This is a genomic window from Sporosarcina aquimarina (assembly GCF_023715615.1).
GTDB classification, from domain to species: domain Bacteria; phylum Bacillota; class Bacilli; order Bacillales_A; family Planococcaceae; genus Sporosarcina; species Sporosarcina aquimarina_A.
On sequence record NZ_JAMBOM010000001.1, the window covers coordinates 1,135,710 to 1,158,986 of the forward strand.

Annotated in this window: 19 protein-coding genes, 1 other RNA gene, 1 pseudogene and 1 other annotated feature; of the genes and pseudogenes, 15 read left to right on the plus strand and 6 right to left on the minus strand. The window is 42.4% G+C overall.

What is annotated here, in order from left to right:
- Positions 1-17: 17 nt before the first annotated feature.
- The 4 genes from gpsB (at position 18) to M3197_RS05330 (ending at position 3,995) form a co-directional block, all read left to right on the plus strand.
- The gene (gpsB, locus tag M3197_RS05315) at positions 18-314 is read left to right on the plus strand and encodes a cell division regulator GpsB (RefSeq protein WP_025784848.1); all 297 of its coding nucleotides are present in this window, start codon (positions 18-20) and stop codon (positions 312-314) included.
- Between the two features lie 63 nt (positions 315-377).
- Positions 378-761: RNase P RNA component class B (gene rnpB, locus M3197_RS05320), an RNA gene on the plus strand.
- Positions 762-896: 135 nt separating this feature from the next.
- Complete coding sequence (locus M3197_RS05325) at positions 897-2,024, plus strand: THUMP domain-containing class I SAM-dependent RNA methyltransferase (RefSeq protein ID WP_251659342.1); 1,128 nt, start codon at positions 897-899, stop codon at positions 2,022-2,024.
- A 63-nt stretch (positions 2,025-2,087) separates the two neighbouring features.
- Positions 2,088-3,995, plus strand: coding sequence for an ATP-dependent DNA helicase (locus M3197_RS05330; RefSeq protein ID WP_251659345.1), 1,908 nt, complete (start codon positions 2,088-2,090; stop codon positions 3,993-3,995).
- A 500-nt stretch (positions 3,996-4,495) separates the two neighbouring features.
- Here the strand turns inward: M3197_RS05330 and M3197_RS05335 are convergent.
- Positions 4,496-4,642, minus strand: a pseudogene (locus tag M3197_RS05335) (transposase); the annotation flags it as partial.
- A 274-nt stretch (positions 4,643-4,916) separates the two neighbouring features.
- The gene (locus M3197_RS05340) at positions 4,917-5,372 is read right to left on the minus strand and encodes a chemotaxis protein CheX (RefSeq protein ID WP_251659347.1); all 456 of its coding nucleotides are present in this window, start codon (positions 5,370-5,372) and stop codon (positions 4,917-4,919) included.
- A 162-nt stretch (positions 5,373-5,534) separates the two neighbouring features.
- On the opposite strand from M3197_RS05340, the gene M3197_RS05345 reads away from it, so the two are divergent.
- The 3 genes from M3197_RS05345 to M3197_RS05355 are packed head-to-tail and all read left to right on the plus strand — an operon-like array spanning position 5,535 to position 10,567.
- Positions 5,535-9,137, plus strand: a complete 3,603-nt coding sequence (locus M3197_RS05345) for a dynamin family protein (protein WP_432813979.1) — start codon at positions 5,535-5,537, stop codon at positions 9,135-9,137.
- Positions 9,138-9,983 (plus strand): sulfurtransferase, encoded by an 846-nt coding sequence (locus tag M3197_RS05350; RefSeq protein ID WP_251659351.1) that lies wholly within the window; start codon positions 9,138-9,140, stop codon positions 9,981-9,983. It abuts the gene before it with no gap.
- Entirely contained in the window at positions 9,980-10,567 is a 588-nt protein-coding gene (locus M3197_RS05355) for a metallophosphoesterase family protein (RefSeq protein ID WP_251659353.1), read from the plus strand. The genes M3197_RS05350 and M3197_RS05355 overlap by 4 nt, the downstream gene beginning before the upstream one ends.
- An 8-nt stretch (positions 10,568-10,575) precedes the next feature.
- On the opposite strand, the gene M3197_RS05360 is transcribed toward M3197_RS05355, so the two are convergent.
- Positions 10,576-10,965 (minus strand): ribonuclease HI family protein, encoded by a 390-nt coding sequence (locus tag M3197_RS05360; RefSeq protein WP_251659355.1) that lies wholly within the window; start codon positions 10,963-10,965, stop codon positions 10,576-10,578.
- A gap of 77 nt (positions 10,966-11,042) precedes the next feature.
- On the opposite strand from M3197_RS05360, the gene M3197_RS05365 reads away from it, so the two are divergent.
- The gene (locus tag M3197_RS05365; RefSeq protein WP_251659356.1) at positions 11,043-11,231 is read left to right on the plus strand and encodes a zinc-finger domain-containing protein; all 189 of its coding nucleotides are present in this window, start codon (positions 11,043-11,045) and stop codon (positions 11,229-11,231) included.
- A gap of 48 nt (positions 11,232-11,279) precedes the next feature.
- On the opposite strand, the gene M3197_RS05370 is transcribed toward M3197_RS05365, so the two are convergent.
- On the minus strand, positions 11,280-11,486 hold the full coding sequence (locus M3197_RS05370; protein ID WP_251659359.1) for a cold-shock protein: 207 nt from the start codon (positions 11,484-11,486) through the stop codon (positions 11,280-11,282).
- Positions 11,487-11,616: 130 nt separating this feature from the next.
- Between M3197_RS05370 and M3197_RS05375 the strand changes: the two genes are divergently transcribed.
- A complete protein-coding gene (locus tag M3197_RS05375) occupies positions 11,617-12,249 on the plus strand; it encodes an HD domain-containing protein (RefSeq protein WP_251659361.1) in 633 nt (210 codons plus the stop codon).
- Positions 12,250-12,274: 25 nt separating this feature from the next.
- On the opposite strand, the gene M3197_RS05380 is transcribed toward M3197_RS05375, so the two are convergent.
- Entirely contained in the window at positions 12,275-12,811 is a 537-nt protein-coding gene (locus M3197_RS05380; RefSeq protein ID WP_251659363.1) for a transcription repressor NadR, read from the minus strand.
- A gap of 28 nt (positions 12,812-12,839) precedes the next feature.
- Positions 12,840-14,126 carry a replication-associated recombination protein A gene (locus M3197_RS05385; protein WP_251659365.1) on the minus strand — a complete coding sequence of 429 codons (1,287 nt, stop codon included), beginning with the start codon at positions 14,124-14,126 and terminating at the stop codon, positions 12,840-12,842.
- Between the two features lie 136 nt (positions 14,127-14,262).
- Here M3197_RS05385 and cymR point away from each other — a divergent pair, with 136 nt between their 5' ends.
- From cymR to alaS, 6 genes are all read left to right on the plus strand, one after another.
- Positions 14,263-14,685 (plus strand): cysteine metabolism transcriptional regulator CymR, encoded by a 423-nt coding sequence (gene cymR, locus M3197_RS05390; protein WP_125103660.1) that lies wholly within the window; start codon positions 14,263-14,265, stop codon positions 14,683-14,685.
- Positions 14,686-14,698: 13 nt separating this feature from the next.
- Complete coding sequence (locus M3197_RS05395; RefSeq protein ID WP_251659368.1) at positions 14,699-15,847, plus strand: cysteine desulfurase family protein; 1,149 nt, start codon at positions 14,699-14,701, stop codon at positions 15,845-15,847.
- A gap of 23 nt (positions 15,848-15,870) precedes the next feature.
- The gene (mnmA, locus tag M3197_RS05400; RefSeq protein WP_285851107.1) at positions 15,871-16,992 is read left to right on the plus strand and encodes a tRNA 2-thiouridine(34) synthase MnmA; all 1,122 of its coding nucleotides are present in this window, start codon (positions 15,871-15,873) and stop codon (positions 16,990-16,992) included.
- Positions 16,993-17,005: 13 nt separating this feature from the next.
- Positions 17,006-17,683: a tetratricopeptide repeat protein gene (locus tag M3197_RS05405; protein ID WP_251659370.1), complete on the plus strand. Its 678-nt coding sequence runs from the start codon at positions 17,006-17,008 to the stop codon at positions 17,681-17,683.
- A 14-nt stretch (positions 17,684-17,697) separates the two neighbouring features.
- A complete protein-coding gene (gene recD2, locus M3197_RS05410) occupies positions 17,698-20,190 on the plus strand; it encodes an SF1B family DNA helicase RecD2 (RefSeq protein ID WP_251659372.1) in 2,493 nt (830 codons plus the stop codon).
- A gap of 43 nt (positions 20,191-20,233) precedes the next feature.
- Positions 20,234-20,440: a binding site (T-box leader), on the plus strand.
- Between the two features lie 141 nt (positions 20,441-20,581).
- A complete protein-coding gene (alaS, locus tag M3197_RS05415; protein WP_251659374.1) occupies positions 20,582-23,212 on the plus strand; it encodes an alanine--tRNA ligase in 2,631 nt (876 codons plus the stop codon).
- The last annotated feature ends 65 nt before the right edge of the window (positions 23,213-23,277 follow it).

Genomic DNA, 23,277 nt, shown 5'->3' on the forward strand with positions numbered 1-23,277 from the left:
CGGAAGGACGTTGTTGAATGGATATTAAATTGGATTCAAAAACGATTCTTGAAAAAGAGTTTAAAACAGGTATGCGCGGTTATAATCAGGAAGAAGTCGATTTGTTTTTAGATAGTGTGATTCATGATTATGAAAGTTTTAAAAAACGGATCGCGGAGCTTGAACGCGAAAACGGAGAACTTCAAAATGAGTTATCTACTGTCCAGAAACGACCAGCATCGAGCGCTCCTGGTACAACAAATTTCGACTTGCTGAAACGTATTTCTAATTTGGAAAAAGCCGTGTTTGGAAGTAAACTTTCAGGAAACGAATAAGACGAACCCCACTTATCCTTGCGGAAAGTGGGGTTCTACTGTATACTTATCAAGCCATGACGGAAATTCAGGTAATTGCTGCAGTGCTAGACACTGGAGAGGAAAGTCCATGCTCACACGGTACTGAGATGTCCGTAGTGTTCGTGCCCGGCCAAAAAATAAGCCGGGGCGCTGTTTACTCAGCTGACGGCGGAAATAATTCCTAAGTCCTTTTGGGATATGGAAGACGTTTCCTGAAAAGTGCCACAGTGACGGAGCTGTATCGGAAACGGTACAGGTGGAACGAGGTAAACCCCGCGAGTGAGAAACCCAAATTATGGTAGGGGCGCTCTTCCGAAGGAAATGAACGGAGGAAGGGACAGACAATCGTCTGTAGATAGATGATTACCACCCTGAGTACGAGGTGTAAACCGTTCGAGTACAAGGGAACAAAACATGGCTTACGAATTTCCTGATGGTACTTAATGTATACAATCATGCTCTCCTGTATTTATGGAGAGCATTTCTGCGTTAGAAAACAGGTTTGTTCATATAAAGCACGTACATAAAGTGATTCAACAGTGGAGAGGAAGTGTACGATTCATGAAAGAATACAAATTAGTAGCAACGGCAGCGATGGGGCTTGAGGGACTCGTAGCAGAAGAAGTGAAAGCATTGGGATATGAAACAATAACCGAAAATGGAAAAGTTTACTTTTCTGGCGATGCCCATGCAATTGCAAAAGCGAATATGTGGCTGCGCATCGCTGACCGCGTTCGAATTATCGTGGGGGAATTTAAAGCAACTACTTTCGACGAACTATTCGAAAAAACTAAAGAATTACCGTGGGAGGAATATCTTCCAGTGGATGCAACATTCCCGGTTGCGGGTAAATCAGTTAAGTCAATTCTTTACAGTGTGCCTGATTGCCAAGCAATTGTTAAAAAAGCAATTGCAGAAAAACTTAAAACCGTCCATGGCCGTGTCGGCTTTTTAGACGAAACGGGTCCATTATTCAAATTGGAAGTATCGATCTTAAAAGATAAGGTGACACTAACAATCGATTCAAGTGGTGCTGGTCTGCACAAACGTGGATATCGCGTTGGACAAGGGGATGCTCCGTTAAAAGAAACGTTAGCTGCAGCTCTAGTTAAATTAACCAAATGGAACCCGGATCGACCATTTGTCGACCCGTTCTGTGGTTCAGGTACGATTCCAATTGAAGCTGCAATGCTCGGACAAAATTTAGCGCCAGGCTATAATCGAGAGTTTTTAAGCGAACAGTGGCCATGGATGGCTGAAAGCGTATGGGACCGAGTACGTGAAGAAGTGGAAGATGTCGCAGATTATGATCGTAAACTGATGATCTCAGGTTCTGACTGGGATCCATCGATGATAAAAGTCGCAGAGAAAAATGCTGCGGAAGCAGGATTTTTAGATATTATTAATTGGAATGTTTGCAACGTTGCAGACCTTTCACTTGAAGGGGAAAACGGTGTTTTAGTCGGAAATCCACCGTATGGAGAACGTCTTGGTGAACTAGAAGAAGCTGAAGACATAACCGCTACATTAGGGAACGTCATGAAACCTTACCCATCATGGTCTGTCTATATGCTTTCTTCTCTTGAAAACTTTGAGACGATGTATGGCAAGAGAGCTACGAAGAAACGGAAACTTTTCAATGGGTTCATACGCACTGATCTTTATCAGTTCTGGGGCAAACGAAGCTAATTTTAATAGATCAAAAAGAGAGGATTCTCCTCTCTTTTCTTATGTACTAGAAAGGGGTTCACTATGACAGGAAAGTTACCATTTGCACTCACACGCGACAAAACATTCTACGAATCACTTAATGAGTGGATCGGAGATACCTTATATGATGAGCTCACCGAAAAAGGATTCGATTGCAGAGATGAACAAATCTACATGTCTTTCCAAATAGAGCAAGCCCTTCGTGAAAAAGAAGTATTATTCGCTGAAGCTGGAGTCGGAACGGGCAAGACAATTGCTTATCTACTTCCTGCCATCGCCTATGCACGTTACACAGGAAAACCAGCGTTAATTTCTTGCGCAGACGAAACATTAATTGATCAGCTCGTTAAAGAAGAAGGGGATATCCGTAAACTTGGTGAAGCATTAGAGCTCACAATTGATGTGCGACTTGCGAAATCGCGTGACCAATATCTTTGCTTAAAGCGTTTAGAAGAAATGAATCGCGCAGACGAAGAATATGCCGGGGAAGTAGAAGATGCTCTCCCAGAATTCGTATATGGGCCAGCTTCATTATCTGAAGTGTACCCATACGGAGAACGTTCTTCCTATCCGGATTTAAGTGATGGTGAGTGGGAGACGATCAATTATCATCCAATCCAACAATGTGGTGGATGTGACCTCCGAAACCGTTGTGGGCAAACGATTCATAGAAGTGAATATAGGAAAGCAGCTGATCTCATTATCTGCTCCCACGATTTCTTTATGGAACACCTATGGACGAAGGAGTCAAGAAAACGACAGGGGCAACTTCCATTGCTACCAGAGGTTTCTATGGCTGTTTTTGATGAAGGCCATCTACTTGAATATGCTGCACAACGCGCCCTAACTTATGAAGTACAAGATAGCACGCTTCTCGGGCTTCTGGAACGTGTCATGACAGATGGTGTTCGTGAGCAAACGCTTCAACTGATGGAACAACTGATGGAATGTCATGAACTGTTCTTCGACTACCTCTCTGAATGTGCTCAGGAAGATGGGGAAGAACGACTCGCGATTTCAAAGACTACCGAACTTATGAATACAGCACGTGAAGCCGTTCGTCTTTCCAATGCATTGCTCGAAGAATTTGTCTTTGATAGTGAACTTTATGTAATACCAGAGTATGACTTGAGAATGGTAGAAGAATATCTCGAACAATATATATTTTCTTTAGAATTGTTTTCGGATAATGCGGAAGCTGTCGATTGGGCAGAAGACCGAGAAGGGGAATTGACATTAGTGATAATGCCGCGCCTTGTAACGGATGTTTTACAGGAGCGCTTGTTTTCAGAAAAGCTACCAATTATTTTCTCATCCGCTACATTGTCCGTGCAAAATGATTTCTCGTTTATTGCTAATAATCTAGGTATCAAACATTCTGTTTCTTTTTCAATTGAATCTCCATATGATTACGACGAAGTTATGGATCTTTCCATTGAATCGCTATCTGAGGTTGGAAAAATGAACAGACTTGTCGAGTTATTGAATGATGGCCACCAGACGCTAGTGTTGTTTAAGTCGAAACAGTCCATGGAAAACTTCCGAGCGCAATTGCCGGAAGGACAACTTCCTTTCGCGGCGTTTGAAGGAGACCGTGAACTATCGTCTATCGTTAAAGAGTTCCAAGCTAAAAAGTGGTCTGCATTCTTCTCCTATCATTTGTGGGAAGGCTTGGATATTCCCCATGATGCATTAACGAGAGTGGTCATTTATGATTTACCATTACCGCCTGCTGACCCGTTGTTCAATGCGAAACGTAGCCATGCAACTGCTCCATTTGAAGAAGTAGACTTACCATATATGTTACTCCGTTTACGTCAAGGTGTTGGTAGACTTATCCGGACTGCGACAGATTCAGGTTCTGTTCATATTTTGTTGAACCCTGAAGAATCTAAATTAGTCCCCACATTCGATACAATTTTTCCCGTTGCCCCAAAAGTGAAATCTTGATAGGTATGTAAATAGAACAAAACAAAAAGCAACAGGCCGTTGGCCGTGTTGCTTCAGACTGTAGACAAAAGGAATGGAAATCGATTTGATTTCCATCCCTTTTGTCTTTTTGCATTGTTGACGCTGGAAATGAAGGCTGACAGGCCGTTGATCTCCGTTCCGGACGGGCGCTTTCCGGGGGCTTGCTCTCAGCCTCCTCGTCGTTTCACTCCTGCGGGGTCTTCGCGCTGCGCTGATCCCCAGGAGTCGCCGTCCTGCACTTCAATCAACTGAATGTCCGAGGACACATTCACTTCATTCAAGCAAACAATGCAATTGAGTCTCCATTTCCTGCTGGCAAGACTTATTAGATGTAACAGAAGACCTGAGACACCGATATGAAATCAAAGAAGTCTATATAAATGTAAAGAGACCGTTGAACGTGTCTTTGTCGACGCCAAAGAGAAGCTTGGTGTGCGATGGACAAGCCAAGGAGGGCTTAATTTAATGAATGGATGACATTTTTTGAGAACAACAGGATCAATGCTGGGTCTCCCACATAGGGAATATAGATTTTCAACCAATGGATAAATAAAGGGAAAATCAATTACTGCATCTAATTTACGGAACAGATGGTCTTGCGGAACTAACTGTTAGATTGTAAGCATCTCCTTCTGTTCTCGTTCTTAGATTTGATTATTCATCATCATTTCCATCACCTCATTTGATAATTGAGTGACATTGTTGATTGTAGCGGAGAGCAAGCCCCTCGGAAAGCGTCCGCTTGCAGCGAAAATCAACTTTTCATAGATAATTCTATTGTAAAAAAACAGACTGTAGGCAAGCCCCATGATTTATGGCGTTTGTCTACAGTCTGTGCAACAGGGCGTTGCCGTATTGCTTTTTGTATTGTCGTTATGATTCATCGTTTATTAACCTTTTTCAAGCTTCGTCGATAGTCAGTAACACATTGGAAGGTGGTGCGTTGTTAAAATTCAATGGTAATTTAAATGCTTGTTGGAAACCATAGAACTTTGTCTCACCGGTTAAAACAGTTGGAGGAGAAATATCCAGTGTTAGTGCATCCTTTTCGAGCAAGGTACATAGATTTCCTGCCACCATATTTCCGAGTTCGCCAGTAAACGACTCGATCATTTCGCCTTCAATCGTCATGCCGAACATCGCTTCGCCTATTTGAGAAATTGTCGATTCGTTTGTATCGATAATAAGTCTTCCGCGAACGTCGCCAAGCAGTGCAATAAGTACACTTAGTTCTTTTTGTTCATATGGCTGAATTGTGAGAGAAGGTGAGAGAACGTCGAATTTAACAGGGATAACTGTAGTTAGAGATTGTATTGTACTATTCAATATATGTTGGATTGTTTTTGCATCAGTCATTTAGGCACCCCTTCAGCAGGTAATAATAGTCCAATGATACCACTCGTGTCGTTAATTGTATAGAGTATTTCTATAATTAAAAACGGAGAATATATGGATAGAGTGTGAACAATAAATAATGGTATGATAGACAAAGCTCTAGCAGAAGGGATCGAAGCGTTTATGACTCAGCATAAAGATTTTTTAGACGAAACAGCAGTACTTGGTCTTCTTTGTAAGGAAGATGGGGATCAGGAAAGGTTTCAAAAAGCTACAATGCTTGCGAAGAAATTAGTGAAAGATGACTATACCATTGCATTTGCAGGCCACTTTTCAGCAGGGAAATCATCAATGATCAATGCGCTGACAGGAGAGGATCTGTTGCCATCTAGCCCTATTCCAACTAGCGCTAATATCGTTAAAATACATAAGGATGAAGAGGACTTCGCTATCGTTCATCGACAAGATGGGACTTCCGTTAAAGTTATAGGCGAAGGATTCTCACAAGCTGTTAAAAAAATGAGCAAAGAAGGCGCATCAATTGCTTCGTTAGAAATTGGACATACTGCATCTAAACTACCGTTAGGTATTTCGGTTATGGATACACCTGGTGTCGACTCAACAGATGATGCTCACCGGCTATCGACAGAATCTGCTCTCCATTTAGCGGATATGGTGTTTTATACGATGGACTACAACCATGTGCAGTCTGAATTGAATTTCAGGTTTACCAAAGAACTGATGCGTTATAATCCGAATGTCTATTTAATTGTCAACCAAATTGACAAACACCGTTCAAACGAGTTGTCATTTGATGAATTCAAGGAATCAGTACGGCATTCATTTTCACTTTGGGGTGTCGACCCGAAAGGGATATTTTTCACATCTCTCAAACAGCGTGACTTAGTAGGTAATGACTTTGATTCTGTGAAAGAAATTGTCAACAGATCGATTGAAAATCGCGATGAACACTTTGATCGGAATGCACAAAATGCTCTCGCGCAGTTAACTGCAGAGCATATTGACTTTTTAAAAGAAGAGATTAAAGAAACTATAGATACTCATCCTGAAATTGCGGATGAGGAATGGTCTGAAACAAATGAACTCGAATTAGAAACTGAAGAGCTTCAAATGCGACTATCACTCATTCATGGAGATGCATTCCATCTGCACTTTGAGAAAGAGCGAAAAGAACTTTTACAGAGTGCTACTCTAACTCCTTATGAAACGAGAGAATTGCTAAAAGAGTATTTAGAGTCTCAAACTAGTCATTTTAAAGTCGGACTTTTCTTTAGTGCGAAAAAGACAGAGGAAGAACGCAATCGGAGACTTCAGACACTTAGTGAGTCATTGGAAAAGTTAGCCCATACTCAAATTGAGATACATCTTCGGTCACTTATGAAGAAGGTATTGAAACAAGCGGGCTTGTTAACCGATGAACGCTCATTGGAAATCGATGATATAGATCTAGCATTCCGTTTTAGCGAGATTGCATCTACTTTGACAACACCGGATATTTTGACAGGCGAGCTAATATTAAATGCAGCAAGTCAAATGCGTGAAGCTGTCCTGAACGATTACAAGAGGAAAACAGATGATTGGAAGGTTCGGATTTCAGATGTAGCGAAGCGTGAAGGTGAGATAGCTTCCGAGCGTTTGCAAAAAGAACTTAACGATTTAGAGCTGAAGTTAGCTGCAATTCGACTTGTTAAATCACGTACTACAAACCTTCAATTATTTGAATCCGGTCAGCAACATGAATGGTCGAAAGAGGAGCTAGCCTCATTAAATCGCTTAAAAGAAGAGTGGAAAGCTCAATCCGAGCCTGAAATTCTCGATGTACAACGACAGCTAGAAACTGAAGTCATCCAGGAGCAAACTAATCAAGATCTCTTCGTTCAGGAACAAACCGAGGAAACCTTCATTGGGGATCTTGAACTCGTCGTAAAACGTGCACAACAAGTTGCAGACGAAGTGGTTCACATTCCGGGTTTCAAAGAGCTTTCTGTGTACTTGCAATCTAAGTCGAAAAGACTTGAACAGCAAGAGTTTACAGTCGCATTGTTTGGAGCGTTTAGTGCAGGGAAATCTTCTTTCTCAAATGCGTTGCTTGGTGAATCGGTACTGCCTGTTTCTCCAAATCCGACAACCGCTGCCATTAATCGGATTCGACCGACTTCCGACGCACATGCCGATGGAACGGCGGATATTCACTTTAAAGCACCTGAGCAATTGACTCAAGATACTGTGGACGCATTCGCAATGCTTGGTCTATCTATTTCAACACTTGAAGAAGCGTTCACACGTGCAGAGGAAGCGTTAAAATTAGAACTAGTTGAAGAATCACTTCATATCCATAAATCATTCATACGGGCATTCCAAACCGGCTACCCAACCTATCAAGATTTCCTTGGCACTGTGTTGACTGCTGAACGAGATGAATTCGTCCGCTTTGTAGCAGAAGAAGAGAGAAGTTGTTTTGTCGAATCGATCGACTTATATTATGACTGCGAACTGACACGCCAAGGGATTACCTTAGTGGATACTCCGGGCGCCGATTCGATAAATGCTCGACATACAGACGTAGCGTTTGAGTATATTAAAAATGCTGATGCCATTTTGTTTATCACCTATTACAATCATGCGTTTTCTCGAGCTGACCGTGAATTTTTAATCCAGCTTGGACGTGTGAAAGATGCGTTTGAAATGGACAAGATGTTCTTTGTGGTCAATGCAATCGACTTGGCTGCAAATGAGGAGGAAGCACAGGAAGTAAAAGGATTTGTAGCAGAGGAACTTGTGAAATTCGGAATTCGAAACCCACGCGTTCATGGAATCTCTAGCTTGCAAGCACTTGAAGCAAAACAACAAGGCGAAACCGAGTCGAAAATGAATGATTTTGAAACTCGTTTTTATTCGTTTTTAGAAAATTATTTAAATGCATTAGCTGTTCAAGCGTTGGATGAAGAGACTACAAAAACGGTTGAACGTCTTGCTGACCTCATTGATCGGACTGAAAAAAACCGTGAACGGAAAGCGGAACGGTTAGAAGAACTTGCTGTTTTTGAACAACGTGTAAAGGAACATTATAATTTAAGTTTTGCACCAGTTCTTAAAAAAGCTGTAGAAGAAGAGTTGAGGGAACTTATTTTCTACATCCATCAACGAGTATTTCTTAGATTCCCAGATTTCTTCAAAGAAGGCTATACACCGTCGTTATTTGTTCGTCACCAAGCTTCAGAAGCACTTCGTTTAGCACTTGAAGAAACCATAGGAATGACAGGCTTTGACTTTGCACAAGAACTTAAAGTGACAAATTTACGAATGCTGACGTTCATGAAGAAACAAGTTGACGCACGGCAACGGACTGAACAGCGTTGGCTAGCTGAAATGGATAGTGCGCTGTCGCCTTCTCCGTTCGATTCAAAGGATGCAGAAATGCTGAAATTTGTTGCGCCATTCGAACAGATAGAACGATATAGTGCAGTGAATCGACACTTTAAGAATGCGAAATCGTTCTTTGAAAAAGGTGATCGGAACACACTTCAAGAGCAATTGACAGAATTACTGAAGAAAGATGCTACCACCTATTTAGAGCAAGAACGACAACGCTTAGGGGAATGGACCAACAAGTGGATTGACGATGCTGCAGCCGCATTGACGGATCATTTATTAACGGAAACGTTGGCTCAACTTGAAGCTGAACGGAGTCTTTTGGAAAGTCATGAGCAGCTGTCCGAGTGGCGGTCGATTTATGGACAACTTCAACAGAAGGAGCTGATTTAAGTGAACGTATTCAAATCTATGGTTGTACAAAATAGTGACCAACCGCGTAAATGGATTGATGCACGATTCTCTCTTCAAGATCCTGGAATGGGAGTGAATCTCTATAGTCAAAGTCATATTCAACATGCAATCCATTGGGATCTTGAAAAAGATTTGTCGGATATGCAAAGAAGTGGCGGACGGCATCCTCTGCCTGATCACGAAACATTAACTGAGCTATACCGCAAGAGTGGTCTCCATTTGGAGGACGAAATCATCATTTACGATAATGGAGGAGAACCATTCGCTGCTCGTGCATGGTGGATGTTGCAATATGGAGGATTTAAAAATGTGTACATTTCTCTAGAAGGCTATGAGGAACTTGTAGAACTTGGATTTCAAACAGATGCCAGCGTTGTGACTCCTGAACGCTCAACAGTAGAACCGGAGTGGAATGAATCTATTTTAGCGTCAAAAGAAGATGTGAAGAACCTAGTGCAAGCAAATGGTGAGAACTTACTGCTAGATGCAAGGGCAGCCGCACGTTACCGTGGAGAGCATGAGCCACTAGATGCAATAGCAGGTCACATTCCAGGAGCACAAAATTTTGACTGGGCACAGTTGACTACGAATGGGCGCTTTGAAACATCGGGTGAGGCAGTTAATGGATTAGAAAAGATGGCCAATCATGAACAAGCGATTACCGTCTATTGTGGTAGTGGTGTGACTGCAGCACCTCTTTACGCCATGCTGACGGAAAAAGGGTATTCTAATGTCAGGTTGTATGCAGGAAGTTATAGTGATTGGATTTCTGAAGGAGACCTAGCGGTTGAAACAGGAGCTTTTAAAAAGGGTGATTCGCTGTGAAAGTAGCATTTATTAGTGATATCCACTCTTCTTTAGATGAACTGAAAATGGTGCTTGAGCAAATTGAAAAGGTAGCGCCAGATGCAAAAATAGTCGGTGTCGGAGATTTGTTCGAATGCACCATCGGTAAGAAAAAACTGGATGGCACGACCTTTCCGCTTCTCAGCGAGATCATGCTCAATCCAGTTGGGTTCGAACAACTTCTTGATTTTCCTTCAATTAGAGGGAATCAAGAAGAGCGGATTCTCCTCATTTCCCGGTCAACTGAACCGTTGTTGCAAAAGATTTCTCAATTACCAGAACGAATGAGAATCGGTGATGCGTTGCTTATTCACGGTCACCAATGGCCATACAATGAGTTGCCCCCGCAACACGTGACGCAAGGTGAACCTTTAGTGGTACATGGGCATACACATAAATCCTCTTGGTCTGTAGAAGGTGAGGAGCAGAAGTTCCACTTCTTTGAGCCAATTGAGATTCCTGAGAAATCCGTGACGGTAAACGTTGGCTCGGTTGTCGATAACAAAGAATGGGTGTTGTACGATGACAGTGAACGCAAAGTGACATTTATGAGAGTGGCATAGGAATTGATTCATCGTTGCTTATGAATCGCTTGACGAGCGAGCGCATCTGCTGCTCGATTGGTATCATCTGCAATCCATTTGATAAAAAAGTACTCGAAGTTCTTCGTGAGCTCGAGTACTTTTTTTAAATGAGGTTTATACAGGTCATTTTTCACAAATTCTTTTTCTACCGCCTGTACCACAAGTTGCGAATCGCTTCGGACTGAAAGGATTCCAGACGTTAACTTCGTAGCTTCCTCTAGGCCTCGTATGAGCGCTAAAAACTCCGCTGTATGGTTATCACATGGAGGTATCGGCTCAGAAATTTTAAGGGAGTGACCTTCACCTGTGATATAAATTCCGATTCCGCTTTTTCCCGGGTTTCCTGCACTTGCGCCGTCTGTATAAAGTTCAATCATGTGAATTGGCCTCCTGTATAGTTGCATCCTCGTCTCAGAAAACTTACAATTAACGTAAGGTCTGACGGGAGGGGCTTATGAAGAAAACTACTGTTATTTCTGAAATTGATGAAGTACTCGATATGTATTGTGAAGGATGTCTAGTGAAAAAGCATTTGACACAAGAGCGCGGTAAGACGGAAGCGCACAAGTTTTGTATACGTGAATGCACTGTGGGCGACCAACTTCGTTTTCTTGGGTCTGAAATGAATAAATTAATGAAATAAGATCCCACTGATGAAATCAGAGGGATCTTTACATATTATGGCGAGAGATCATTGGTCGGTCGAAGAGACATTTGCCGCTTGAGGACCACGATTACCTTCTATAATTTCAAAAGAGACATTTTGTCCCTCATCCAGCGTTTTGAATCCTTCTGCTGTGATGCCTGTGAAATGGACGAAAACATCTTGTCCGTCATCCGCTTCAATGAAACCGTACCCTTTTTCATTACTGAACCATTTGACTTTACCGTGGTACATAATTATTCCTCCTCGGCGTTAGATGTCTTCCCATTTGAAACATGGTTAAGTTTACTATACCGCAACCTTTTATGAAGGTCAAACGCACTATCAGATTTTTGGAAAATATAAAAAAGGTGTGATTTTGGAAATGACATACAGTGTACAGTGTGCGATTGTAACGAAAGAAATATACGAAAAATTTGATGCCAGTCATGATTTTGACCATATTCTACGAGTTTTACAAAATGCTCATGAAATTATGAAAGAAATGGACGGTGTGAACCGGACAGCAGTTGAGTTGGCGGTCTATCTGCACGATGTGGATGATCCCAAGTATGCAGGTCTCACCAATACTTCCGCTGTAGCAATATTAAAGGAATTAGCAGTGCCGCAAGCTCTTTCTGAACTCGTTTTAGCTACAATAGAGTCCGTATCTTTTAGCGGAGGCAATTCAAAAGAAATAGATTCTCCTGAAGGTGCCATCGTTCGGGATGCAGATCGATTGGATGCGATTGGAGCTATTGGGATTGCGCGCACTTTTGCTTATGGGGGTGCAAAAGGACGTAAATTATATGACCCGACAGAGAGTATACGCACGAGCATGTCAGAACATGATTATCGGTCGAAAAAAACAGCTTCTGTTACGCACTTCCATGAAAAATTATTTTTGTTAAAGGATTTAATGATAACAGAACGAGGTAAACAACTCGCGGAAGATCGTCATCAGTTTATGAAACAGTTTGTCCGACAATTGGAAATTGAAACAGGACAATCCTTGTAATACCGAATGGACATAAAAGCAGGCATCACTCAATGAGGATGCCTGCTTTACGTAGTGCTTCAATTGCTTGGTCAATCTGTTTTGCAGTATCCGCCATCACGGTATGTAAGTGAATATGATCTTCTGATAGAGCAGAAAGGTAGATGGCATTGGCTGTAGCAATCTTTCTGAGGAATTCTTTTACTTCCATGCGATTTGTAACCATAATCGAGGCAGTTAAGTCTCCATATACCGGATGTTCCACCCGAACGTCTTTAACAGTCACACCATGATCCACGAAAATCGTTAGTTCCTCTTCCGTTTGGTTGGCCAAATGCTGACACACCACAATTTTTTCGATTTGGCCAGGACCTTTTTGTTCACTCATGTACAAATACCCTCTACTTGTTGCAACAATCGGTTCATTTACAGCTTTCAACAAATTAATATCTCCAACCACAACTTGCCTACTAACACCTGTTCGTTCACCGATTTCTTTTCCTGTCATAGGTGTTTTAGTTTGTTTTAACAGCTCAAGAATTTGGACTCTTCGTGCTTCACTTGCTGTCCGGTTTGTTGACATGGATCCGTCATCTCCCTTTACTTATCAATCATTTCTTCTTTCTGAACTCTTTTAATCGTTCATAAATCGCAGCTGATTTTTTCTCTTCACCTGCTAAAACGGGCGTGTAAAATTGTAGGTTTGCGATTGAGTCCGGTAAATAGGACTGATTTACCCAACCGCCGAAAGAGCCAATTGGGTGATCGTGTGGGTAGATGTATCCGCCATGTCCTAACTTTTCAGCACCAGCATAGTGGGTATCACGCAAATGCATTGGAATATCACCGGTTTTTCCTTGGTGAATTGCTGCAATAGCAGCATCTAATGCTTTGTAAGCAGAGTTAGATTTGGAAGCGAGACACATTTCTATGACAGCATTAGCAAGTGGAATTCGTGCTTCGGGCAACCCTAATCGGATGGCAGCATCCGTTGCGGCAGCTACATGTGGACCCACTTCTGGTGCGGCTAGCCCGATATCTTCATAGGCCATTACGAGCAGCCTCCGATTGACAGAGACTAAATCCCCAACTTCGAGTAAGTGTGCTAAATAATAGAGTGCAGCATCCGTATCGCTACCTCTGACGGATTTTTGCAGAGCAGATAGAAGATTATAATGATGGGAGCCGTTTTTATCACCAAAAACCCCAATCCGTCCAATCAAGTTCTCGATGAGCCAATCTTCGATAATGACTTTTCCACCTTCTTCGTCAGATGCAGATATAAGTGATTCGAGTAATGTCAATGCTTTGCGAGCATCCCCATTGACTCCTTCAGCAATTTTTTCGATTTGATGATCAGAAATCTCAATTTGCTGCTTCCCTAGTCCGCGAGTTTCGTCGTTAAGTGCTCTAGTGAGCAAAACGAGTAAATCTTCTTTATCAAGCCTTTTTAACTGTAGAATTTCACCGCATCTGGAACGGATAGCTGGGTTAACATCATGAAATGGATTTTCTGTTGTCGCCCCAATCAATACAACCGATCCGTTTTCGACATGTGGTAAGAGAGTATCTTGCTGAAGTTTGTTAAAACGATGGATTTCATCTAAAAACAAAATCACTTTCCCGGTGATTCGTGCTTCATCTACAACACGTTCAATATCTTTTTTTCCTGAAGTCGTTGCATTTAATGGAATGAAAGTTAAATTCGTAGAGCCAGCAATCGCATAGGCAAGAGAAGTTTTTCCAATACCCGGCTCTCCGTAAAGTAACATCGAGGGCACGTGTCCATTTTTAATCATCTTATAAAGCGCCGTCTCATGACCGATGACGTGCTGTTGACCAGCAATTTCGTCAATCGAACGCGGTCGCATTCTAAATGCTAGTGGTTCGTTATGCATGGTATCCCTACTTCCGTTCAAAAGTGTTCTGTTGAGATAAGTATACATGTGCAATCGCTTGAAGTCATTTCAAGGAAGCCGAGTGTTCGAATATGATATACTATCGGAAGCAATTTCAAAAAAGGGACGATGGCAAATGAGAATATCAACAAAAGGAAGATACGGTTTAACCATAATTGTCGAACTCGGCAAACGATACGGAGAAGGACCAGTGCCGTTACGGAAAATAGCGGAAGAACAGACACTGTCAGAGGCGTATTTGGAACAACTTATTCCATTGCTTAGAAATGGGGGTCTGGTGAAGAGTATCAGAGGGGCTTATGGCGGGTACAAACTGTCAAAAGAACCTTGTGAAATGACGGCAGGGGATGTCATCCGTCTTCTTGAAGGTCCGATCCAACTTGTAGAAGGACTTGAAGAATCTGATATCCCACAACAATCGCTTTGGCTGAAAATCAGCGAAGCTGTACGGGAAGTACTAGACACAACAACAATTGAGGACTTAATACAGTCTGAAAGAAACCAACCTAAATCAGACGGTTATATGTTTTATATTTAAAGGAGTTAAAAGCATGAAAACACCTATCTATTTAGACCACGCAGCGACAACACCAATACGTCCCGAAGTGGCAGAGACCTATATGAAAACCATGCAAACGGTACCTGGGAACCCTTCCAGTGTACACAGTCATGGGAGGGCTGCAAGAAAGAGCGTGGACGATGCGCGGCAACAACTTGCTCGCTCAATTCATGCTGAAGCGAGTGAAATCATTTTAACTTCAGGTGGGACGGAAGCGGATAACTTAGCGGTCACTGGAACTGCAATGAGCAGAAGACATCTCGGAAAACATATTATTACCACGAAGATTGAGCACCATGCGGTATTAACAACATGTGAAGCCCTCGAGAAAAGTGGGTTTGACGTGACGTATTTGCCGGTGGACCGCAATGGACAAGTGACTGTTCAACAAGTTACTGAAGCACTACGTGAGGATACAATCCTCGTTACAATCATGTATGGCAATAACGAAGTGGGCACGATTCAACCAATTAAAGAAATAGGTGAACTATTAAGTGATCATCAAGCGCTGTTCCATACAGACGCTGTTCAAGCTTATGGGGTTCTTCCTATCAATGTGAACGAGTTACAAGTTGACTTGCTGTCGGTTTCATCCCACAAAGTGAACGGACCAAAAGGCGTTGGTTTTCTTTATCAGCGTAAAGGGATCGACTCCTTTCCGATTATTCATGGAGGTTCACAGGAAAGAAAACGAAGGGCAGGAACTGAAAACGTACCTGCAATCGTTGCATTCGCAAAAGCAGTCCAACTTTCTGCTGATGTCCAACTTGAAAATGTGATGCGCTATAAGTATTATCAAACAATTATGAAAAAAGCGTTCCAACAGTCGGAGGTCGAATATGAACCGACTATAGAAGAAGGGACGCCTGTGCTTCCACATATTTTCAATGTTTACTTTCCCGGAACAGATATTGAATCTTTGCTCGTCAATTTAGATCTAGAAGGTATATCTGTGTCCAGCGGTTCTGCCTGTACAGCTGGTTCTTTAGATCCTTCTCACGTTTTGCTTGCGATGTTCGGAAAAAAATCACCACGTTTAAGAAGCTCTGTCCGTTTCAGTTTTGGCTATGGCTTATCAGAAGAAGACGTACAACAAGCGGCAGAACGGATTGCACTCGTCGTCAAACGCACTATGAAATAACACCTAAAAGGAATGAATGATAAATGAGAATCGATAAAGCAAAAAAAGATACAAGAGTCGTCGTAGGGATGTCAGGGGGCGTTGACTCATCTGTCGCTGCCTATCTGTTAAAGCAAGAAGGCTATGAAGTCATAGGGATTTTCATGAAAAACTGGGATGACACGGATGAGTTTGGTGTTTGCACTGCCACCGAAGATTACGAAGATGTCATTAACGTATGTAACCAAATTGGTATTCCTTATTATGCAGTCAATTTTGAACAGCAATATTGGGATAAAGTATTTACGTACTTTTTGGATGAATACAAAGCGGGTCGAACGCCAAATCCAGATGTAATGTGTAACAAGGAAATTAAATTCAAAGCATTTTTAGAACATGCGATGAATCTTGGGGCAGACTTCCTTGCAACTGGGCACTACGCCCGGATAGCAGAAACAGAAGATGGAGTTGCCATGCTCCGTGGTGTAGATACGAATAAGGATCAGACGTATTTCTTGAACCAACTGAACCAAGAACAACTATCTAAAGTGATGTTTCCAATCGGTGACATGGAAAAGAGTCGTGTTCGTGAAATTGCGGAAGAGGCTGGTCTTGCTACAGCTAAGAAAAAAGACTCCACAGGTATTTGTTTTATTGGGGAAAGAAATTTCAAAGACTTCCTCTCGAATTATTTACCAGCTCAACAAGGCGATATGAAAACGATGACGGGTGAGAAGCAAGGTCGTCATGACGGATTGATGTATTATACAATCGGACAACGTCACGGTCTTGGTATCGGCGGTTCAGGAGAGCCTTGGTTCGTGATTGGGAAAGATCTTAAAGCCAATACATTATTGGTTGGACAAGGCTTCCACCACGACGCGCTCTATTCGGAAAGTTTAACAGCGACTGAAGTAAGTTTCACAACTAAACGGATTTTACCGGAAGAGTTCAAATGTACAGCTAAATTCAGATACCGCCAAGCAGATACTGGTGTAACGGTTAACATGACAGGACCGACAACCGCTGAAGTTGTATTTGACACTCCAGTACGTGCAATTACACCAGGTCAAGCTGTCGTCTTTTACGATGGCGATGAATGCCTTGGTGGGGGAACAATCGATACAGTCATAAAAAATGGAAAAACACTCGACTATGTCGGATAAGGGAGAACTAAGAATGGGACACAATGAACAAGCGATAGAAGCGTTACAAGCAGGGAATTTTGAAAAAGCAGTGGAAGAATTCATCAAAGCAGCAGAAGAATCACCTGACGATCCCGTCGGGTATGTAAATGTCGGGAACGTATTTGCATCCATTGGGGATGTTGAAAAAGCAGAACCATTTTTCCAAAAAGCACTCACGCTAGATGGTGAAATGGGAACAGCCTATTATGGGTTAGCCAACCTTTACTTTAACCAAGATCGTTACGACGAAGCAACAACACTCTATGAAAAAGCAATTTCATGCGGTGTTCTAGAAGCAGACGCCTATTTCATGTTAGGGAAAAGTTTGGAGAGAGCAGAAAAAGGTCGCTTGGCACTACCTTATTTGCAAAGGGCGCTTGAACTAGCTCCTGAAGATCTTGAAATTCGTCTATCTTATGGGATTTTGCTAGCAAACGAAGGTGTCTATGATCTAGCTGAAGACCAGTTCAAATCGATCTTAGAAGTGGAATCAGAGAACTCTGATGCTCACTTCAATCTAGGGTTCTTATATGCAGTTTCTACAGAAGACAAAGAACTGGCGCTACATCATTTAGAACGTGCATACACGATTGACCCAGAACATGTCCAGGCAAGATATATCTACGACATGATTCATATGGGGGAAGAAAACGAATCCGCTGACGAGTGAGGTGAGGCTAGACTATGGAAAAAACCGATTCAGCAGTTCAAGAAGAACCTTTTTTAATTGGCAGAGCGGTCGTGACGATTTTCCATAACCCTGATAGTTTGTTTACGATTGCTAAACTGAAAGTGCGGAAAACAAATTGTTCGTTTGAAGGAAAAGAAATTGTCGTCAAAGGGAACTTTCCAAAACTATCCGAAGAGGAAGAATACCGGTTTACAGGAAGACTCATCAATCACGCAACATATGGTCAGCAATTTGATGTGAAAACGTTTCAAAAAGAATTGCCTGCAACTGAAACAGGGTTAATCCACTACCTATCAGGAGACCTATTTCCTGGAATTGGGCGGAAAACTGCTGAAACGATTATCAATCATCTTGGTCCTGATGCGATTCGTAAGATAATGGAAAATGACGGTGTCTTGGATGAAATTCCTCGCCTCAACGCGGAAAAGAAAGAGACTCTCGTTTCCGTCCTGAGGGACAACCTTGGTTTGGAAAGGACAATCGTCAAGTTAAACGAATGGGGATTTGGTCCTCAAGTTGCCATGAGGATTTACCAAACGTATAGGGAAGAGACGATTGATATGCTTACTGAGAATCCTTACCGCCTCATTGAAGATGTTGAAGGTGTCGGATTTCAACGAGCGGACGAACTTGGAAGGCAACTAGGAATTACAGGTACACATACATCTCGGATTCAGGCTGCGATCCTGCATACGATCAATACCGGGACTCTATCGAGTGGTCATGTGTACTTGGAAGCCGTTCAAGTGTTACCGGAAGTTAAATGGTTGTTGGAATCCAGTCAACCTGAGGAAATCCCTTTCAAATTAATATCCAACGCCATTATTGAACTAGTAGAAGAAAGCCGGTTGAGTGCAGAACAACGCAAACTTTATTTGCCCTCATTGTATTTTTCAGAGCTAGGAATCGCTTCAAAAATGGAACGGATATTAGATCAAGATCGAAAAAATACATTTCCGTCTTCAGAAATGAGAAAAGCAATTGGTGAAACGGAAGAACGTCTTGAAGTCAACTATGCGGAGACGCAAATTGCTGCGATTGAACAAGCCCTCAATTCTCCTGCCATGATTTTAACGGGAGGACCAGGGACTGGTAAAACTACAGTCGTAAGAGGTCTTGTGGAAGTTTACGCAGAGCTACATGGCCTGACACTCGATCCGAAGGAGTACGCGAAAAAAGAAGAGCCATTTCCAATCATTTTGGCGGCTCCTACGGGGCGTGCTGCCAAAAGGCTGTCAGAATCCACTGGACTACCAGCCATGACGATACATCGGCTTCTCGGCTTTACAGGACAAGAAAAAGAAGAAGAAACCGAGCGAGAAATCAAAGCTAGGCTTGTCATTATTGATGAGGCGTCGATGCTCGATACGTGGCTAGCCCATCAGCTTTTGAAAGCAATCGATAATGACGCTCAAATTCTGTTTGTCGGAGATCAGGATCAGCTTCCTTCTGTTGGTCCAGGTCAAGTGTTACGTGATTTTTTGGAGTCCGGAACAATTCCTGTCGTCGAACTGACGGAGATTTATCGGCAAAGTGCTGGTTCTACGATCATTGAATTAGCTCACGCTATCAAGAAGTCTGAACCACTTGGCGATTTAGCGATGAAAACATCAGATCGCTCATTTATCCGTACTGATGCTGACCAAGTAACGACAGTTGTAAGTCAGATTGTTAAAAATGCGTTAACTAAAGGTCAAGCTATTAAAGATATTCAAGTGCTTGCCCCAATGTATAAAGGTCCTGCGGGGATTGATGCATTGAATACCATGATTCAGGAAATGGTGAATCCAGCTTCTGCGGGACGCAAGGAAGTCACGTTCGGAGATGTGGTTTACCGAATTGGCGACCGCGTGCTTCAACTCGTCAATCAGCCTGAAAGTAATGTGTTCAATGGGGATATGGGTGAAGTGATCGCAATCTTAAAAGCTAAGGAAACAATCGAGAAAAAGGATATGATGGTTGTATCGTTTGATGGAATTGAAGTGACATATGAACGGACGGATCTGAATCAGTTAACATTGGCTTACTGTTGTTCAATCCATAAGTCACAGGGGAGTGAATTCCCTACGGTTATCATGCCTGTTGTTCGTAGCCATCGGAAAATGCTTCGTCGTAATCTACTTTACACAGGGATCACACGAGCTAAAAACTTTCTCATTCTATGTGGCAGTCCAAACGAATTTGAAGAGGGGATCGCCAGGATGGACGAACGTGAACGGCAGACTACTTTAAAAGAACGTCTTCGAGGAGAAAGTCCGGAACCTGTAGCTAACGAGCCAACTATTGCTGAGATAGATGTCCCTGCAACTAATGAAACGAATGCTACAGCTGCCATAGAATCGGAAGTAACTAATTCAACTGAAAAAATCGTCCAAGTTCACAAGAAATTGGCGAACGTTTTATCGAGCGAAACTATATTGGATGTAGACCCTATGGTAGGGATGAACGGAGAAAGTCCATATGACTTTATGCGTACTGTGAATTGACAACACTTTCCGACTTCCTTATAATCCAAGTATAGCTTGAATACAAAACACATTGATGGAGAAAGTATGCATGTTGAAGTGTGGTAAGAGAGGCTTCCCCAGGCTGAAAGGGAGCTCACACAATGAATGCTGAAAGCTACTCCGGAGTGCGGGTGAACCCCGCCGTATGCCGCGTTATGGCAACTCAAGATGCCGGAGTCTATATTTTCGGCAATGAGGGTGGTACCGCGAACAATACTTCGTCCCTTTCCTGGGGCGGAGTTTTTTTATTTTCAGCTAGATACACTACTAGTATGGATGTACCCTTAAGACAGATGGTCTCAACTTTTGTCAACAGAACTATTTGCACCTGATTTTACAGTGAAAGCTTATATCCAAGGAGGAATTGATGATGAAATCACTTACAGCATCTGAAATACGGAGTTTATTTTTAGAGTACTTTAAAGCAAAAGGGCATAGTGTCGAACCATCGGCACCATTAGTTCCGATCGACGACGCTTCTCTACTATGGATTAACAGCGGTGTCGCGACACTTAAGAAATACTTTGATGGACGAGTTGTTCCTGAAAACCCAAGAATTGTTAACGCTCAAAAGTCAATCCGTACGAACGATATCGAAAACGTCGGAAAAACTGCTCGCCATCATACTTTCTTTGAAATGCTTGGTAACTTTTCAATTGGAGACTACTTCAAAGAAGAAGCTATCCTTTATGCATGGGAGTTCCTGACGCATCCAGATTGGATTGGTTTCAATCCGGAATTACTATCCATCACAATACATCCTGAAGATGAAGAAGCCTACACAATTTGGAAAGATAAAGTCGGCTTACCTGAAGAACGTATTATTCGTCTGGAAGGTAACTTCTGGGATATCGGGGAAGGACCAAGCGGACCAAACTCTGAAATTTTCTATGATCGCGGACCTTCTTACGGAGATGATTTCACTGATCCAGAACTTTATCCAGGTGGAGAAAATGACAGATACTTGGAAATTTGGAACCTAGTATTCTCGGAATTCAACCACAATCCAGACCATACGTACACACCACTTCCTAAGAAAAACATTGATACAGGAATGGGTCTTGAGCGGATGGCCTCTGTTTTACAAGAAGTCCCAACAAACTTTGACACGGATCTTTTCTTACCAATCATTCGCGCGGTTGAAAAAGTTTCCGGCGAAGCTTATGGCAAAGGGGATGTAACAGATACAGCATTCAAGGTAATTGCTGATCATATCCGTACAGTTGCATTCGCTATCGGTGACGGTGCACTTCCTTCAAACGAGGGAAGAGGATATGTCCTCAGAAGACTTTTACGTCGTGCCGTTCGATTTGCAAAACAGCTCGGCATCGACCGTCCATTCATGTATGATCTTGTTCCCGTTGTTGCTGACAAAATGGAAGATTTCTATCCACAAGTAAAAGAAAAACAGGAATTCATCATGAAAGTAGTTAAAAACGAAGAAGATCGATTCCATGAAACATTAACGGAAGGCATGAGCATGTTAAGTGGTATTTTGGAGAAAGCCAAATCTGCAGAACAGCCAATTGTTTCTGGTGCAGACGCATTTCGACTTTATGACACTTATGGATTCCCTTTCGAATTGACTGAAGAATTTGCTGAAGAAGCAGGTGTGGCGGTTGATGAAGCTGGTTTCCATAACGAAATGGAAGCACAACGCAAGCGAGCAAGAAGCGCTCGTCAAGATGTTGACTCGATGCACGTTCAGTCCGGTGTACTTGGCGATATCCATGAATCGAGTGAGTTCATTGGTTATGAACAATTAGAAAGTGAATCAAAAATAGTGGTCCTCATAAAAGATGGTGAACTTGTGGAACGTGCATCTGTAGAAGATGAAATCCAATTCATTCTTGACCGAACTCCGTTTTATGCAGAAAGCGGAGGTCAAATCGCGGATAAAGGGATGATTGAGAATGATTCATTTTCTGCAGAAGTGGTGTCTGTGAAAAAAGCGCCGAATGGGCAGCATTTGCATACAGCGATTGTCCGTTCAGGTGAAGTGTCACCTGCAACGTTTGTACGTGCACAAGTGAATAAAGCTGACCGCGCTCTTACTGTGAAAAACCATACCGCAACACACTTATTGCATAAAGCTTTGAAAACAGTACTAGGAGATCACGTCAATCAAGCAGGTTCTTATGTAGGACCAGATCGCCTTCGCTTTGACTTTTCACATTTTGGACAAGTAACTAAAGAAGAGCTAGAACAAGTTGAACAGATTGTGAATGAGAAGATTTGGGAAGATATCGCGGTTTCAATTGAACAAAAAGGCATTGCTGAAGCGAAGGAAATGGGCGCTATGGCATTGTTCGGAGAAAAATATGGTGATGTTGTACGCGTAGTATCGGTGGGAGACTACTCGCTTGAGTTATGTGGTGGATGTCACGTACATTCAAGTGGAGAAATTGGAGTCTTCAAGATTGAATCTGAGGGCGGGATCGGAGCAGGAACACGCCGGATTGAGGCTGTGACAGCGAAACAAGCATATCGTTCATTTAAGGAAGAAGAAGCTATTTTAATTGAAGCTTCGTCACTTTTGAAGTCAAATTCCAAAGAGCTTGCAACAAAAACGGCATCTTTCCTTAGTGATTTCAAAGAGTTGCAACGTGAAAATGAGTCCTTATCTGCAAAACTAGGGAATAGCCAGTTGACGGATGTGTTAGCGAACGCAAAACAGGTTGACGATATGACAGTCATTGCTGCACGTGTTGATACAAAAGATAATAATGCACTTCGTCAAATGATTGATGAGCTAAAACAAAAGATTGAAAAAGGTGTAATTGTTTTAGGTGCTGCATCTGAGGGCAAAGTGATGCTTGCGGCTGGCGTAACTGCTGATTTAAAAGGTGAGCAACATGCCGGAAAGATTGTCAGCCATGTGGCGTCAATATGCGGAGGTAAAGGTGGGGGCCGTCCTGATATGGCAATGGCTGGAGCAAAAGACGTCTCAAAACTTGATGAAGCGCTACTTTCCGTGTATGATTATGTCAAATCTGTTTAACTGAATTCGGCTCCCAAAATTGTGGCTTGTGAAGGTCATAATATTGGTTAGCCGATCGGACAAAT